Origin of the sequence: Aurantiacibacter zhengii (assembly GCF_003584125.1) — a bacterium.
Lineage (GTDB): Bacteria > Pseudomonadota > Alphaproteobacteria > Sphingomonadales > Sphingomonadaceae > Alteraurantiacibacter > Alteraurantiacibacter zhengii.
In genome coordinates, this window is record NZ_QXFL01000006.1 from 172,153 (window position 1) to 187,849 (window position 15,697).

At 60.8% G+C, this 15,697-nt stretch carries 13 protein-coding genes; 6 read left to right on the forward strand and 7 right to left on the reverse strand.

The annotated features are described in order from the left end of the window. Positions 1-7: 7 nt before the first annotated feature. The 3 genes from rpsB to D2V07_RS13935 form a co-directional block, all read right to left on the reverse strand. Complete coding sequence (gene rpsB / locus D2V07_RS13920; RefSeq protein WP_119587553.1) at positions 8-781, reverse strand: 30S ribosomal protein S2; 774 nt, start codon at positions 779-781, stop codon at positions 8-10. Between the two features lie 407 nt (positions 782-1,188). Beyond that, a complete protein-coding gene (locus D2V07_RS13930) occupies positions 1,189-2,082 on the reverse strand; it encodes a CDP-alcohol phosphatidyltransferase family protein (protein WP_233548419.1) in 894 nt (297 codons plus the stop codon). Between the two features lie 65 nt (positions 2,083-2,147). Continuing rightward, a complete protein-coding gene (locus D2V07_RS13935) occupies positions 2,148-2,900 on the reverse strand; it encodes a phosphatidylserine decarboxylase (protein WP_119587555.1) in 753 nt (250 codons plus the stop codon). A gap of 93 nt (positions 2,901-2,993) precedes the next feature. On the opposite strand from D2V07_RS13935, the gene D2V07_RS13940 reads away from it, so the two are divergent. After that, complete coding sequence (locus D2V07_RS13940) at positions 2,994-4,334, forward strand: ABC1 kinase family protein (RefSeq protein WP_119587610.1); 1,341 nt, start codon at positions 2,994-2,996, stop codon at positions 4,332-4,334. A gap of 11 nt (positions 4,335-4,345) precedes the next feature. Here the strand turns inward: D2V07_RS13940 and D2V07_RS13945 are convergent, their stop codons facing one another. Next, complete coding sequence (locus D2V07_RS13945) at positions 4,346-5,749, reverse strand: helix-turn-helix domain-containing protein (protein WP_119587556.1); 1,404 nt, start codon at positions 5,747-5,749, stop codon at positions 4,346-4,348. 146 nt (positions 5,750-5,895) lie between these two features. On the opposite strand from D2V07_RS13945, the gene D2V07_RS13950 reads away from it, so the two are divergent. The 3 genes from D2V07_RS13950 to D2V07_RS13955 are packed head-to-tail and all read left to right on the forward strand — an operon-like array spanning position 5,896 to position 9,838. Continuing rightward, entirely contained in the window at positions 5,896-7,488 is a 1,593-nt protein-coding gene (locus D2V07_RS13950; protein WP_119587557.1) for an isocitrate lyase, read from the forward strand. 35 nt (positions 7,489-7,523) lie between these two features. Further along, a complete protein-coding gene (locus D2V07_RS18725) occupies positions 7,524-7,679 on the forward strand; it encodes a hypothetical protein (RefSeq protein ID WP_199698801.1) in 156 nt (51 codons plus the stop codon). After that, complete coding sequence (locus tag D2V07_RS13955; protein WP_119587558.1) at positions 7,676-9,838, forward strand: malate synthase G; 2,163 nt, start codon at positions 7,676-7,678, stop codon at positions 9,836-9,838. Before D2V07_RS18725 ends, D2V07_RS13955 begins: the two co-directional genes overlap by 4 nt. Positions 9,839-10,514: 676 nt before the next feature. On the opposite strand, the gene D2V07_RS13960 is transcribed toward D2V07_RS13955, so the two are convergent. Further along, complete coding sequence (locus D2V07_RS13960; RefSeq protein WP_147366983.1) at positions 10,515-11,885, reverse strand: hypothetical protein; 1,371 nt, start codon at positions 11,883-11,885, stop codon at positions 10,515-10,517. Between the two features lie 275 nt (positions 11,886-12,160). Continuing rightward, positions 12,161-12,955: a tetratricopeptide repeat protein gene (locus D2V07_RS13965; RefSeq protein WP_119587560.1), complete on the reverse strand. Its 795-nt coding sequence runs from the start codon at positions 12,953-12,955 to the stop codon at positions 12,161-12,163. Between the two features lie 113 nt (positions 12,956-13,068). Here D2V07_RS13965 and D2V07_RS13970 point away from each other — a divergent pair, with 113 nt between their 5' ends. Next, on the forward strand, positions 13,069-14,289 hold the full coding sequence (locus tag D2V07_RS13970; RefSeq protein WP_147366985.1) for a hypothetical protein: 1,221 nt from the start codon (positions 13,069-13,071) through the stop codon (positions 14,287-14,289). Between the two features lie 101 nt (positions 14,290-14,390). Then, positions 14,391-14,552: a hypothetical protein gene (locus tag D2V07_RS18595; protein ID WP_158586842.1), complete on the forward strand. Its 162-nt coding sequence runs from the start codon at positions 14,391-14,393 to the stop codon at positions 14,550-14,552. Between the two features lie 11 nt (positions 14,553-14,563). On the opposite strand, the gene D2V07_RS13975 is transcribed toward D2V07_RS18595, so the two are convergent. Beyond that, complete coding sequence (locus D2V07_RS13975; protein ID WP_119587562.1) at positions 14,564-15,460, reverse strand: hypothetical protein; 897 nt, start codon at positions 15,458-15,460, stop codon at positions 14,564-14,566. Positions 15,461-15,697: the final 237 nt, after the last annotated feature.

The window sequence follows — 15,697 nt, forward strand, 5'->3', positions numbered from 1 at the left end:
GACCGGATCAGGCGTCGGCTTTGGCGTCTTCGGCCACGGCAGCTTCGGCAGGCGGTGCATCCATGGCGCCGATGTCGGCACCCGAATCCACCACGCCTTCGGTCTTGCCGGTGGTCGCGGCCTGGGCGACGGCGTCGCAATACAGGCGCACGGCGCGGCTGGCGTCGTCGTTACCGGGGATCGGGAAGGCGATGCCGCTGGGATCGACATTGGTGTCGAGCACGGCGATCACGGGTATGCCGAGCACGCCGGCTTCCTTGATGGCGAGATCTTCCTTGTTGGCGTCGATCACGAACATCACGTCCGGAATGCCGCCCATGTCGCGGATGCCGCCCAGGGAGAGTTCCAGCTTGTCCTTCTTGCGCGTCAGCTGAAGGACTTCCTTCTTCGTCAGCAGGCTGGTGTCACCGGCCAGCTGCTCTTCCAGGTTCTTCAGTTCGCGGATGGAGCCCGAAATCGTCTTCCAGTTGGTGAGCATGCCGCCCAGCCAGCGGTGGTTGACGAAGTGCTGGCCACAGGCGCGTGCGGCCTGAGCAATCGGCTCCTGCGCCTGGCGCTTGGTGCCGACGAACAGCACCTTGCCGCCTGCACGCACGGTGGAGGACACGAAGTCCAGCGCACGCGCCATCAGGGGAACGGTCTGCGACAGGTCGATGATGTGAACACCGTTGCGGCTGCCGAAGATGTACGGCTTCATCCGCGGGTTCCAGCGGTGGGTCTGGTGGCCGAAGTGTGCGCCGGCCTCGATCAATTCCTGCATCGTGACGGTAGGAGCCGCCATAAGTAAATTCCTTTCCGGTTAAGCCTCTGGAAGACGGGGAACCGGCCCACGGACATTATCCGCGGGCGGCACCGGTATGTCAGTGCCTTCCATGTGGATTTGCCCTCTTCGGCCGAAACGGGAATCGTTTCTGCCCTTCAGGCGTGGGCGCCATTAGCGGAGCATTGCGAGGAAATCCACCCGTAAATCACAGTCACGGAACACAAGCGGAACAAAAGTGTTGACCCTGCGGAACAAAAGTGGAACAAAGAACGCAACAGGAACAAACGCAGGATCCGGAACAATGACCACGGCCATCGCACTCTCCATCTTCTTCGGCTTCGTCGCGGCGCTTTCGCTCCTCTCCTGCCACGCCTGCATCCGTTACGGCGTGATCCGCTGGGGTGAGACCCGCCGTGAACTGGCCGCTATCGGTCGCCCTTCCCCGACAGAGCCGCGTCTACTTCGTCGACCGCAAGAGGCTTTCGCGATGCTGGCGGCATAGCCGTTTCACCGGTTTCCGGCGTATCGTCGGATACCTCGGCCCGGCGTTCTCGCTTGACCTTGGCGTATCCGGTAACCGACCAGACGATCAGCGCCATGTAGACAACGCCGATCAGCACAAGCGTCCACCACGTTTCGATCAGCAGGCCACCCACCAGCAAGCCTGCCAGCGCTATGAAGGCCAGCTTGAAATCGCCTGAGGGGGCCAGGGATTTCCAGCTTGGCGTGGCCATGTTCGAGACCATCAGAATTGCCACCAGTATGATCCACGGTCCGACGAGCAACGGCTCGCGGAAAATTGCTTCGCCCGTGGCCAGCCACAGGTAGACCGGCATGAAGGCAAAGCCTGCCCCCATCGGTGCAGGGACTCCCGTCAGGTATCCGGCGGACTTGTGCGGCTGGTCATCCACGTCGATCTGCGCGTTGAAGCGGGCCAGGCGCAAGGCACAGCAGATGGCATAGGCGAGCGCCGCCAGCCAGCCTAGGCGCGGCGCGTCCACCAGCGCCCACAGGTACAGCACCAGAGCCGGGGCGATGCCGAAGCTGGCGGAATCGGAAAGGCTGTCCAGTTCCGCACCGAAACGCGACTGCGCCTTCAGCAACCGTGCGATGCGGCCATCCATGGCATCAAGAACACCTGCCAGGATCATGGCGAATACCGCCTGCGGCCACTGGTTTCCGATAGCAAAGAGAATGCTGGTAAGGCCCGAACACAGCGCGGCGGCGGTAATGGCATTGGGCAGCACTGCCCGAAGGGACAGGCCCTTGCCGGCGCGAGAGCGCGTTACCCGCTCGTGCTCACTGGCCTTGGGCCCCAGCCATGCGGGCCCTGCACTTACCGTGTCATCGTCGTCATAAGCGATACTGTCGTCTTCACCCGGCCTCACTGGCTTACTCCTTCCAGCAGACCAGCCGTGCCGATTTCGGCCAGCACCGTTTCACCTGCAATTACGCGCTGCCCCAGCAGCACTTTTGGCTCCGTTCCCGCAGGCAGATAGACATCCACCCGGCTACCGAAGCGGATCAGCCCCACCCGTTGCCCTGCGGCGACAGTGTCGCCCGGCTTCACGAAAGGCACGATGCGACGCGCGATCAGTCCGGCAATCTGCGTAAAGCCGACCGTGGTGCCGTCTCCGCGCTCTACAAGCACGTGCTGGCGTTCGTTCTCTTCGCTTGCCTTGTCGAGGTCGGCGTTCATGAAGGCGCCGGGAATGTAGACGATGCGCCGGATGGTGCCCGGGATCGGCGAGCGATTGATGTGCACGTCGAACACCGACATGAAGATGGAAATGCGGGTGACGGGATCCTTGCCCAGCCCGCGCCCGGTATCCTCCGAGGAATTCTGCAATTCGGGCGGCGGAACGACCTGGGCGATCAGGGACACGAGTCCGTCTGCCGGGGAAACCATCAGCCGTTCGCCCTGTGGCACGACCCGCTCCGGATCGCGGAAAAATGCGAAGACGCCTACAGACAGCAGCAGCAGCGGCCAGCCCAGCCAGTCCCAATCGAAGATCAGCAGGAAGGCCAGCGCCACCCCGGCGGCAATCATTCCAAACTTGCGGCCCTCGGGATGAATCGGGGGCAACCCCCATTCGGCATCGCCGCGACCGCGGTTGTCTCTAAGTTCACCAGCCATCGCCCCTACCTATGCTCTTGCCACGATGGTCACAAGCGATACCGCCTTTTGTACCCGCTGGCCTTTGCCGATTATGCACACCATTTGGGCACAATGTCAGATGACTATAACGATGCCGACACACGCGCCGTTCCCGGTAGCCGCCGCGCCCGCATGGGGCAATTCGGGCGGCTCGCGGGCGGACTGGCAGGCGGCATCGTGGCCGAGGGGGCAAGGCGCCTGGCCGAGGGGAAACGCCCCCGCCTGAATGAATTGCTGCTGACACCAGGCAATGTCGGCCGGGTGGCCGATCGCCTCTCCGAACTGCGCGGCGCGGCAATGAAGCTGGGCCAGATGGTGTCGATGGACGCCGGCGATATCCTGCCACCGGAACTCGCGCAGATTATGGCGCGCCTGCGCGAAAACGCCCATTCCATGCCGCCAAAGCAGCTTGAGGCCGTGCTGGCGAAGGATTGGGGCACGGGCTGGCGGCGAGACTTCAAGTATTTCAATCCGCGCCCACTCGCGGCCGCGTCGATCGGCCAGGTTCACCGGGCCACGACCCGCGACGGACGCGACCTGGCGATCAAGGTGCAATATCCCGGCGTTCGCGAATCGATCGATGCCGATGTCGACAATGTCGCCACCCTGCTTCGCGTTTCCGGCCTGCTGCCCAAGGAACTGGACATTGCCCCGCTGCTGGAAGAAGCCAAGACGCAGCTGCACGAAGAAGCGGACTACCAGCGCGAAGCACGGCAGATGCGGGCCTTCCGCGAACTGCTGGCCGGTGAGGACGATTATATCGTGCCCGATTTTCACGAGGACCTGACGACGACGAATGTCCTGGCGATGGATTTCGTCCCCGGCAGACCGATCGAAAGCCTTGAGGAAGAGCCGCACGATGTCCGCAATGCCATGATGGAAAGGCTCATTTCCCTCGTGCTGCGCGAACTGTTCGACTTCCGCCTGATGCAGACCGATCCCAATTTTGCGAACTACCGTATCTCCGAAGACGGCACCCGGCTCGTGCTGCTCGATTTCGGCGCGGCGCGAGAAGTGCCCCCGCACGTAGCCGAGAATTATCGCACGCTTCTGGAAGCTGGCCTTGCCGAGGATCACGCAGCCATCGCGGAGGCCGCGATTGCGGCTGGCTTCCTGTCCCGGCACGCCGCGGATACCCATCGCGACGGACTGGACAGGATCATCTCGGTGATCGTCGCCGAACTTTCGCGCCCGGGCCTGTTCGATTTCGGCGACCGGGCTTTTGTCAAAACCATTCGCGAGGAAGGGATCGCCATCGCCCAGGATCGCGCGGCATGGCACTTGCCGCCCGCTGAAATCCTTTTCGCCCAGCGCAAGATCAGCGGCACCGCATTGCTGGCCGCGCGCATGAAGGCGAAGGTGAACGTGCGCGAACTGGTTACCGAAAAGCTGGCGAGCCTCCCGAAGCCGTAAACCCGCTTGCGCTATTCCATCGAGAAGTCGAACGGCACGCCGCTTTCGCGGTAACGGACCGGCACGATCTCGCGCCCCATCGGCGGCGCGGAACGGGCGATGCAGCGGGGCCGGTGACAGAGCCGGCAGGCAACGCCGATCGGGGTCGGCTCCGCCGCTGCCAGCGTTTCGCCATAGGCCAGCTTGTCCATATGCGAGGCGGAACACGCAATCGCGACGGAGCGCACCACCCGCGGCACACCGAACGCCCCGCCCCCGCCCCGCACGGTGCGGGCGATGGACACGTAACGTTCTCCGTCGGGCAACTCGATCAGCTGCGCGTCCACCGTATTGGGCTGGTCGAAAACCGTGTGGACGTTCCATAAGGGGCATCCGCCCCCGTGGCGCGCGAAGGGGAAGCCGGCCCCGTCCAGGCGCTTCGACACGTTGCCCGCGCGGTCGACCCGCAGGAAGAAGAACGGCACGCCTTCTTCTCCGGGTCGCTGAAGGGTGGTGAGCCTGTGGGCCGCCTGTTCGAAACTGACAGCAAAGCGGGAGCACAGTGCCTCTACGTCATGGCGCATGTCCGCCGCTGCCTTGGCAAAAGCGCGGTAGGGCATCAGCAGGGCAGCGGCCCAGTAGGATTGCAGGGCGCGGCGCACCAGCCGCTTGCCATCGTCGCTGCCCAGCCGACTTTCCGAAACGATCCGCGCAATCGGCTGCTCCTGCTCGATGATGGCGATCTGCAAGGCGGCCTGGAAACGGCGCCCGGCCTGGTCGATCCGTTCCGAGATATGGATCCGGCGGCGGTGGTAATCGTGCCAGCGTAGCGCGCCGCGCAGCAGGCCATCGTCGGTAAGACGCAGTTCGAGCTGGTGCTGCTCGAAAAGGTGATCCTGCATGGCGGCGAAGGAATCGAGCTTGCGCGCAAGCGCCGCCGCGCTGTCGTCCAGTTCCGGAAAGCAATTGCGGCGCGCCGCCAGGAATGCGCGGGCCTCTCCCACCGGATCGCTCGCCACAGCCCCGCTACCCTGTTCCTCCGACAAATCGCGGCGTTCGGCCAGCACGAGCTGCTCTTCTCCAAAGGCGGTATGGAGGCGAAGGATCGCTTCCGCCATGCCGGGATAGCTGGTGGCAATGTCTTCAATGTCGAGCGGCTCTATCGCGATGTCGGCGAACAACGGATCACGCAGGACCGATTGCAACCGTGCTGCAGTCTCGTCCGCGTCGCCATCTGCCAGGTCGGCCACGTCTATGCGATATGTAGTGGCGAGCTTCAGTAGCATCTCTGCAGTTACCGGCCGCTGGTTGCGCTCCATCAAGGCGATGTAGCTGGCCGAGATATCGAGATCGCTCGCCATGTTGGCCTGGGTAAGTCCAAGCTCGCGGCGCAATTTCTTCAGCCGGGGCCCGAGGTAGAGTGTCTTGACAGCCATGCGTGGTTCCGTGGAAAGTGTCGAACTTTACAACCTTACACGCAAATCTTGTAAAGTTCGACAACATTACATCGAAACACACGACGGCGACGATCCCAGTTGGCACAAGCGCGGTAAGCCAAGAATTCTACAAGGATCGTACCGCAATGACATATTTCGAAGAAATTCACCGCCAGACCGGCATCAAGCACAAGCACGGCGCTGACTGGCAGGGCATCGACCCCGAATTCGCCGCCCGCCTGCGTGCGCAGAACAGCTTCCAGACCGGCCTCGACATTGCTCGCTACACGGCAAAGATCATGCGTGCCGACATGGAGGCCTATGACAAGGATCCGGCGCAATACACCCAGTCGCTCGGTTGCTGGCACGGATTCATCGGCCAGCAGAAGATGATCTCCATCAAGAAACATTTCGGCACGACGAAGGGGCGCTATCTCTATCTCTCCGGCTGGATGGTTGCCGCCCTGCGCAGCGAATTCGGCCCCCTCCCCGACCAGTCCATGCACGAAAAAACCAGCGTTCCGGCGCTGATCGAAGAGCTCTACACCTTCCTGCGCCAGGCCGATGCTCGCGAACTGGGCGGCCTTTTCCGCGATCTGGACCGCGCCCGCAAGGCAGGCGACGAAGCTGCCGCAGCCAAGGCGCAGCAGGCCATCGATAACTTTGAAACGCACGTGGTGCCGATCATCGCCGATATCGATGCGGGCTTCGGCAATGCAGAGGCAACCTACCTGCTGGCGAAGAAGATGATTGAGGCTGGTGCCTGCGCGCTGCAGATCGAGAACCAGGTTTCCGACGAGAAGCAATGCGGCCACCAGGACGGCAAGGTTACCGTTCCGCACGAGGACTTCCTGCAGAAGATCCGCGCGATCCGCTACGCCTTCCTCGAACTAGGCGTGCCCGACGGAATCATCGTCGCGCGCACCGATTCGCTGGGTGCCGGCCTCACCAAGCAGATCGCCTTCACCCGTGAACCGGGCGACCTTGGCGACCAGTACAACAGCTTCCTGGACTGTGAACCCGTGGAAGGCGCAGGGAACCAGGGCGACGTGCTTATGAACCGCGATGGCAAGCTGGTGCGCCCCAAGCGCTTGCCCTCGAACCTGTTCCAGTTCCGCCCCGGGACGGGCGAGGATCGCTGCGTTCTCGATTGCATTACTGCGCTGCAGAACGGTGCCGACCTGCTCTGGATCGAAACCGAAAAGCCGCACGTGGAGCAGATCGCCGGCATGGTGGACCGCATCCGTGAAGTCGTGCCCAATGCAAAGCTCGTCTACAACAACTCGCCCAGCTTCAACTGGACGCTGAGCTTCCGTCAGCAAATCTACGATGCCTGGGAAGCGGCGGGCAAGGACACGGCGATGTACGAACGCGACATGCTGATGAGCCAGCACTACGACGACACCGAACTGGCGAAGGAAGCCGACGAAAAGATCCGCACCTTCCAGCGCGATGGCGCCGCGAGGGCCGGCATCTTCCACCACCTGATCACCCTGCCGACCTATCACACGGCTGCGCTCAGCACCGATAACCTCGCCAAGCGCTATTTCGGCGAGGAAGGGATGCTCGGCTACGTCAAGCAGGTGCAGCGCGAGGAGATCCGCCAGGGCATCGCCTGCGTGAAGCACCAGAACATGGCCGGTTCCGACATCGGGGACGACCACAAGGAAGCTTTTGCCGGAGAGGCGGCCCTGAAGGCCGGCGGCGAAAACAACACCATGAACCAGTTTGCGGCCTGACAACCGCGCAAGCGTGAAGAAGAAGGAGAAGTAAAATGGCAGAACCGACAATGGCACGCCCGGTCTTCTCGACCGAGGATTTCACCCTCATCCGCAATGCGCTGGCAGTGGCCATCCGCGACGGAGAAGACAACGCCGAGACGCGCAAGCTTGTGAACCTGCACCACCGCATGGGGCGGTTCGGCCGATGACCACTGCATCGCTTGGCCAGAAACTGCAAAGCGATGCCCCCTCACCGCGCGCGGGAACGGAGAATACCTTCGTCCAGCGCGCGGGATTGGCCGTCGATCCGGTGCTGGCAGACTTCATCGAGAACGAAGCCCTGCCCGGTACCGAGATCGACGCCGATCGTTTCTGGGGCGGCCTTGCCGACCTGACTGCGCGGTTCACCCGGCAGAACCGGGACCTGCTCGACAAGCGCCGGATGTTCCAAGACGAGATCGACAGCTGGCACCGTGAGAATCCCGAAACCGGTACCGGCGTCCCGCCTCGCCTGCTGCGCGAGATGAATTACCTGACACCGGAGCCGGAGCCGTTCACGATCGGCACGGCAAAGGTCGACAGCGAAATCGCCAGCATCGCCGGGCCGCAGCTGGTGGTGCCCGTACTCAACGCCAGGTTCGTCCTCAACGCCGTGAACGCGCGCTGGGGCAGCCTTTACGATGCCCTCTATGGCACCGATGCGCTGGACGGCACCACGCCTGCCGGGGCCGGTTACGACGCGCAGCGCGGCGCAAAGGTGATCGCCTGGGCCAAGGACTTCCTCGACGAAGCCGCTCCTCTCGCAATCGGTAGCTGGCGCGACTGGATGGGCGGTGTGCCCGAACTGGCAGACCCCTCCCAGGTGGTCGGCACCATCGGTGACAACCTGCTGCTGCGCAACAACGGCCTGCATATCGAGATCGTTATCGATCCTGCGCACGAAATTGGCAGCAGCGATCCCGCCGGGATTGCCGATGTGCGGCTGGAATCGGCGCTTTCCACGATTGTCGATCTGGAAGATTCGGTCGCTGCCGTCGATGCGGAAGACAAGGTTGCCGCCTATCGCAACTGGCTGGGTGCGCTCCGCGGCGATCTGGTGGCCAGCTTTACCAAGGGGGATAACAAGGTGGTTCGCACCGCCAATCCCGATCGCACCTGGCGGGACCTTGAAGGTGACGAGCACGAACTGCGCGCCCGCAGCCTGCTGCTGGTGCGCAACGTGGGCCACCTGATGACCAACCCGGCTGTGCGCCTGCCCGATGGCTCCGAGATTTTCGAGGGACTGCTGGACGCTGCTATCACCGCGCTGATCGGCCTGCACGACCTTAAGGGCCTTGGACGCCTGCGCAACAGCCGGACCGGCTCGATCTATATCGTGAAGCCCAAGATGCACGGGCCCGAGGAATGCGCCTTTGCGAACAGCGTGTTCGCTGCCGTGGAGGATATGCTTGGCCTCGAACGCAATACGGTGAAGATCGGCGTCATGGACGAGGAACGGCGCACCAGCGCCAACCTTGCGGCCTGCATCCATGCGGTGAAGGACCGCGTGTTCTTCATCAACACCGGCTTCCTCGACCGCACGGGCGACGAGATCCACACCTCGATGCTCGCGGGCCCCATGTTGCCAAAGGCGGAAATCAAGCAGGCCGAGTGGATCGCCGCTTACGAGGATCGCAATGTGCAGATCGGCCTTGCCTGCGGCTTTGCCGGACGAGCGCAGATCGGCAAGGGCATGTGGGCCGCGCCGGACCGGATGCAGGCGATGCTGGCGGAAAAGATCGGGCACCCGATGAGCGGGGCGAGCACAGCCTGGGTACCCTCGCCCACCGCCGCAACGCTTCACGCGACGCATTATCACCGCTGCGACGTGGCAGAACGCCAGCGCGAGCGTGCCGAGGAGCGCATCGTGCCGGTGGAAAAGCTGCTGACCGTGCCATTGGCGGAGGACACCGACTGGTCCGCCGAGGAAGTGTCCGCCGAACTGGATAACAACGTGCAGGGAATCCTCGGCTACATGGTTCGCTGGATCGATGCCGGTATCGGGTGTTCCAAGGTGCCGGACATCAACGATGTGGGCCTGATGGAAGATCGCGCCACGCTGCGCATTTCCAGCCAGCACATCGCCAACTGGCTGCACCACGGCATCGTGGACAGGCTGATGGTCGATGACGCGCTGCATCGCATGGCGGCAAAGGTCGACGCGCAGAACGCCGGTGACCCGACCTACCGTCCGATGGCAGGGAACGCGCGCCAATCCATTGCCCTCAATGCCGCGCGTGAACTGATCGTCTCAGGCACGAAGCAGCCGTCCGGCTATACCGAACCCGTGCTGCACCGCGCCCGGGCACTGGCCAAGCAGAACCACTGACACCACTGGGTAGGAGAGCGGGAGCGGCTGTCGCAGCGAAAGCTGCGGCGGTCGTTTCTGTTTCGTGAGAGCGGTGGTGGACAGGGCTGGATTCGAACCGGAGTTCGAAATTCGTTGATAGGTGGCGGTTTTCCGCAAGCTGCCGAACCTTTGTGTAGCTAGGTTGTGTAGCAAAAGCGTAGCAGTCTAGGCTCAGCTGGGAAGTGAAGTTAATTTCACGCGGTTGAGATTCCGAATGTCGGCTTTGCGCCCTCATAATGACTATTCGAGATGTCGTCAGCGGATCCCGAAAGCTGCCGTTATTCAGCATTTGATGGATGGCTACGCGGCCCATTCGCGGTGATATCGGCCCTATTGCCCTCCGAAACCTGACATATGCTTTCAGGACTTGACTGTTTCCCTGCCGGCCCCCGCGCCCTGCGAAACCTCGCCCTCCCCATGATCTTTGATCAACTCGCTGTAGTCTCGGTCAATGGAAGATACGGCCGAAACGATCTTGACCAGGATCGCGCTTTTCGTTGGAAACTTCGATGTCGAGCTTAACCATCTAGAAGGGTTGCTCTTGGGCATAGGCGACGGGAGCACGGGTTATCATACAGAGGGTATCTGACAGTTCTGCTATCGCTAGGCGAGCACTGGAAGCGCGGCAGAGCCATTCGCCCGAGTCTGACGCCGATTAGTCTGGTCGCCAGAATGTCTTGATTTCATGAGCCTGCAGGATTGTGAAATGATCGTCCGACGCATCGAGAATGTAAGGAATGCCAGAGTTATCTTCGAGCTTCTGCACGAAGGCGATCCGACCCGGCCGGTCGTAATCCAAGCGTACGATGAAATGTCGCCAGTCGCGTTGCGTATACGAGTTATACTGGACAGATATCGCCGCCAACAGATCGCCTCCGGGAAGCGGATAGTAGTTCCAGGCGGATTTGCCGCTCGCTTTCATGGGCAGGGCCATGAGCCTGTTACCCTGGGCATCAAACATTACCATTTCGTCGCTGTAATACGGCCCTATACCGACCAGAAACCGCGGCCCCTCGGGTGTAGGCCAGGCCATGTCGATCCACCCGTTCCAGCGCACACCGTTCGTGACCCGTCCATCGCGATGGTGGTAACGGACCAGATTGCCTGCGCTATTCTGACGCGCGCCGCCGGTCTGCTCGACCACGAGGTCGGGCCCGAGCGCCCACATATAGTCGCCCGCCGACGACATGGGAAATGGTGGCTTGCCCGCGTAATTTGCACGAAAATAATTTGCATGTGGGGCCGGACGCAACTCACCACGTGAATTGATATGTTGGCCGCCAATAATGGCTTCCAATTCGGCCAGAGGTACGAACCGGGCCTTTTGCGTGCCAACATAGTGATCCCAACGCGACGTGCCGTCACGAGCGAAGGCGCGAACTAACCTAGCGCTGGTCCATGGCCTGAACGATCCATAGTCTCCTTGATAGGCTATGAAGTACCCACCTCCCGGCGACGGGATGCCGTAGGGCCTTCCCTCCGAGCCCTCCAGCTCAGGGGGTATTTCGAGCGCCGTGCTACTTCTAATCTCGAAGGGATCGACCTCGTCTGCCATCCGGGAGAGTATCGAAACGTCACGCGCATGAGCCGCATCCGCCTCGGCGGCGGCGCGGCGTTCCGCCTCTCTCTCTTCCGCCTCCCTGGCAGCCTCCGCAGCACGCCGCTGCTCAAGCCGGGTCGCCGCCTCGCGCTCAAGCCCAGCCATCTCGGCGGCGAGCTGCGGCGAAGACTGGTGCGCGTAGAAACGCTCGATCACCGCCAGTACTAACTCATCCTGTCCACGCTCAAAGCTGATCTTCGCCTTCCAGCTTTCGATCAACGCGTTGGTCGACCCAAGCGCTTCTTCGGCAGCAATGATCGACTGCGCTGCCCCGTCAAGGTCACCCCGCGCAAATGCTTCCTCTGCCGCGAAGACGTGCGCCCTGGCGCGATTTTCGGCGGCGGACTGGGCAACCACCGGCGATGCTGGTGCCGCCATCATCACGGGCAGAGCGGCGAGCGATGTAAGGAAGACAAGGGGACGCACGGTAATTCTCCTGACGCTTAGGCTGAATCGAATATTGGTGGTTGGTTTACCTTGGCGGATTCTGAATCCGCCTCGTCAGCGGCGAGCAAATCGACACTGTAATGGTGGTCCAGTTCATGCACCAAGGAGGTCGTGAAATACGGTCGCAATCGAACGGCCGAGGAGCATTTTTTTCACGGGCGGGCCCGCCCGGGCGCAGAGTTCGTGGCAGAGATACCGATGATAGGCTTTTGGAACCTCAATTTCGCACCCTTTCTTCTGAAGCCCGCAATGGCTCACTTTATCGCTTCAAGAGCCTCACAAGATTCTGAGTTTCTCAACTCGCATCCCTGCGCGAGTAACGAGGTTGCAAGCGTAGCATCGTAAAACCCATGAGCTGGATTTGAATAAAGGTCTCCCGCTCGCCAACACATGAGCGAATATCCGCCATCGCACGCTCTCCGCCAAAAATGCGCAGCACGTTCATAATTTGGCGGCATCGTACCGCCGTTGAGATAAACAGAACCCAGATTTGCACACGCGTATTCGTTGCCGGCGTCGCAAAGTGGTTCATAGAGCCGCACTGATCGCTCGCCATTCTGTTCGACCCCGAGGCCATTGCTATAGGCATAAGCTAGTCCGAAACAGCCATGATCTTCTCCGCTTTCGCAGGCAAATTCGTACGCCCTAGCGGCAAGCGTGTAGTCGGCCCTTCGGTTGGCCGCGACAGCTTCATCGAACGCTGCCGTAGCAGACGGAGCGGGTAGATTGTTTTCCACTTGGCCGATCTCGCGCAGTAACTCTGGCGATGCATCGTATTGGTAGAATTGTTCGAGCGCGTCGCGCGCACTGAACACCCAACCTTGTCTCGAATAAATCCGCACGCGCATCGCAGCTAAAAGCGCATTGTCTTGACCTAGGATTTCCCGCGCCTGCTCCTCTGAGCGCAAGGCCGCTTCATAGTCACCGCGATCATACGAAGCTTCAGCCGCAAGGTACTGGGCGCGCGCACGGTTGTCTTGCGCTGATTGAGCTTTCGCGCTGGTCGTAATCGCGAGCATTGCAAAGATAGCAATAAGTATTTTGTGCATGCTTTCCCCTTGAGGAACCAGTCTACGCCATGCAGCCACGGAAGCAAGTCTCCAAGGATTACATTTGTTTGATACACTTGCATTATAAAATGCAGAGCATAGGCTGCGCAATCATGATAAAGCTCAGCCACCGTCAGCCGTTACTCGTTGGTGCAGCTACATTGGTGCTCGTGGCGGCTGGGCCACCGACTGGTCTTGAGGCGCAAGAAGCCGCTGCAGTTACGCCGGAGGCATGCAGCGAGGTGGCGATGGATGAACATTATACGCCCCACCCTGACTGCGACTTAGCGGACGCTGGTGCAGATGACGACTTTTGGTCTGGGGGTTCTGACGGGGTGGGCGGAAACGCGAGGGCCGACCAATCAGACACGGATTTGTACTGGTCTGGAAATGCGCAGAACATTGCGACTCGTAACAATGTGGCGGGATCGACCGGCGGTGGCGGAGACTTCTGGGCAGGCAGCGATACGGGCAACCGGGGTGACTACTGGGACGGTTCGGCTGAACAGCAGCCAACAGGGGGCTTTTGGGATGGCAATGATTCAGAAGGCAATGCAGCTCGCCTGCGATGGACTCTGGCACGCGATCTGGTCGACGCTAATGGCAATCCGGTGGGTGATCGCGAAGAAGTCTATTTCACACCGCGGCTGCGGCGTTTGTTATCGGATTATCGTGTGACGCTCCATACAAGGGGCCGCAGCCAGCGACTTGACATAGATGACGACAACGAAATTGAAATTGATGATCGAGGCAGAGGCTATACGATCAGCTTTATCGGACCCAATGACAATTTCGAACTGGCATATGAAGGGCGGTTTGATCCCCCTGAGAATGATTACGTTGTAGCCACCAACAATGGCGCCTTCTATGACAGCGCCAACTCGTCACGCGGTGCTCGTCGTGACTATCAAGGCGGTAGCAGCGATTCCCGATACCCGCACCGCATGGTGATGCATTTCACGTGTGCGGTTCAATATCCTGACCGCGTCGAATACGTGCATTCAAGCCCGGGTGTTTGGCAGGTTCAAGAGCGTTATGGGAACCGGGCAGCAGCGCAGGCAGTGGCAGAAGATTATTGCGATGATCTTTTCGCAATGTACCTCAACAATCAATTTAGTCGATACGCGACCTATCCTCAGAGTGTCGAAACAAATGTGTGGCAAGAAACGACCACCGGAAACTATTCAACCGAGGATATCTACAATAGGATGTGGGGCAGCGTCGAATCCAATGCTGAACAGACTAGCAAAGGAAGTTTTGGCGGAGGTGCCACCCGCCGTGAAAGGAGTTCCCGCATATGGGAGATACTCCATGACAACATGGGCCCGCTATAACATCTCTTCTGGTCGAACCGGTTATCGTTAAATGTCCGCAATCGGGTCGCAAGCTGAATGTCCGCTCTTAGGAGCTTTTCCTGCTGAAAGCCTCGAACGGGATGAAGTGGCTGCGCGTGGCGCTGCGCGAAGGCGTGACGGTGGAGGGGGCGAAGGCGGGCAACCTGCCGAACAATCCCGATCTGGACGGTTCGGCCGGCAACCTCGGGCAGGGTGCGGGTGATGCAGGGCTCGACCCCGACGACGCGCCGGAGGGGTGGTGATGCTGGTTCGTCTACTCCTCGGCCGGACTCTCTGTCGGTGGATCGGCGATGCCGAGCCAGACATCGAGCGTTTCGCTGGCGCTGAGACGCACGATAGCCAAAAACATTGCGAGGGCGAAGGCGAGCCACACCGGCCCCCGATCATGCCATCTGAACCAGCTTTTATGTGCTTTGCTTATCGCACTGGCGAGACCTGTCAGGCGGGCGGTCAACTCATCGATGGGCGTAAGCAATTGGGTGAAATGGGCGTCGAGATCCTCCCTGGTGTACGAGGGTGGTGCGTTGGCAATAAACTCGTGGTGGATGGTGCGATAATTATCGAGCACCTGCCGTGCCTGAACCGCGACGCGTGTTCCAAAGGTATGGGTGATTTTCCCCACTTCTCGCCAGGGAGGAGCGTCGCCCAAGTTCTTGATGGCATTTTGCATGTCGACGTTGTGTTGGACGAAGTCGCGCTCGTTATTGAAAACGCTTTGGAGATCAGTGTCGAGCTTCTCGATTGCGCTCCGAGATCCAGCGAAAAGGTTTTCGGTGCGATATCGCTCGTGCTCTGCTTCCTGTCTGAGTTCGAGTATCGTCGTTCGGAGGCCGGCGACCAGTTCAATAACTCCACGAATCCGATGCCGAACGACCTCCTCGGTGTTGAGGTTGATCAAGTCCTGCTCAGCGCGGATGTATCCCGTGAGCATGAACACCAAAATGAGCAGCAGACCGAGCAACATCATCCAAGGCGGGAAGGCCAGGCCGTTGACGAGACCTGTCACCTCGATGTCTCGTTCGGCGCGCGCGCCAGCAGCGACGACGATCGTAGTTGTCGCCCAGAACAACACGTTGCGCTTTGCGCGGCGATAAGCTTCCGAAAAATGGATCGGCTCGGTCGTGTCACTGTCCGGCTTCAGAATGCTCATTGGCGAGATGTGCGACACAGGTCGCAATTGCGTCAAGCGAGGCGGCAAAATCATCCCCCACCCTTCCAATGGAAGGCCGGTAAACCGGGAAATGGAAGGGAAAAATCATCGGGTTTTCCGAGGCTTGACGTGGTTTTGGAAGGTTGGAAGGCAGATCGGGCCAAGTGCCATGCGGGCGCTGTCAGAGCAAATGCACCGGCTACCTGCGGCAGATGCTCGTCGTCGGGGCGAAGGCAG

Excerpts from the sequence above, each read along its gene's own strand:
- rpsB (WP_119587553.1), bottom strand. The coding sequence starts at position 781 with ATGGCGGCTCCTACCGTCACGATGCAGGAATTGATCGAGGCCGGCGCA.
- D2V07_RS13935 (WP_119587555.1), bottom strand. The coding sequence starts at position 2,900 with ATGGCTGGTGAACTTAGAGACAACCGCGGTCGCGGCGATGCCGAATGG.
- D2V07_RS13940 (WP_119587610.1), top strand. The coding sequence starts at position 2,994 with ATGTCAGATGACTATAACGATGCCGACACACGCGCCGTTCCCGGTAGC.
- D2V07_RS13945 (WP_119587556.1), bottom strand. The coding sequence starts at position 5,749 with ATGGCTGTCAAGACACTCTACCTCGGGCCCCGGCTGAAGAAATTGCGC.
- D2V07_RS13950 (WP_119587557.1), top strand. The coding sequence starts at position 5,896 with ATGACATATTTCGAAGAAATTCACCGCCAGACCGGCATCAAGCACAAG.
- D2V07_RS18725 (WP_199698801.1), top strand. The coding sequence starts at position 7,524 with ATGGCAGAACCGACAATGGCACGCCCGGTCTTCTCGACCGAGGATTTC.
- D2V07_RS13955 (WP_119587558.1), top strand. The coding sequence starts at position 7,676 with ATGACCACTGCATCGCTTGGCCAGAAACTGCAAAGCGATGCCCCCTCA.
- D2V07_RS13965 (WP_119587560.1), bottom strand. The coding sequence starts at position 12,955 with ATGCACAAAATACTTATTGCTATCTTTGCAATGCTCGCGATTACGACC.
- D2V07_RS13970 (WP_147366985.1), top strand. The coding sequence starts at position 13,069 with ATGATAAAGCTCAGCCACCGTCAGCCGTTACTCGTTGGTGCAGCTACA.
- D2V07_RS18595 (WP_158586842.1), top strand. The coding sequence starts at position 14,391 with ATGAAGTGGCTGCGCGTGGCGCTGCGCGAAGGCGTGACGGTGGAGGGG.
- D2V07_RS13975 (WP_119587562.1), bottom strand. The coding sequence starts at position 15,460 with ATGAGCATTCTGAAGCCGGACAGTGACACGACCGAGCCGATCCATTTT.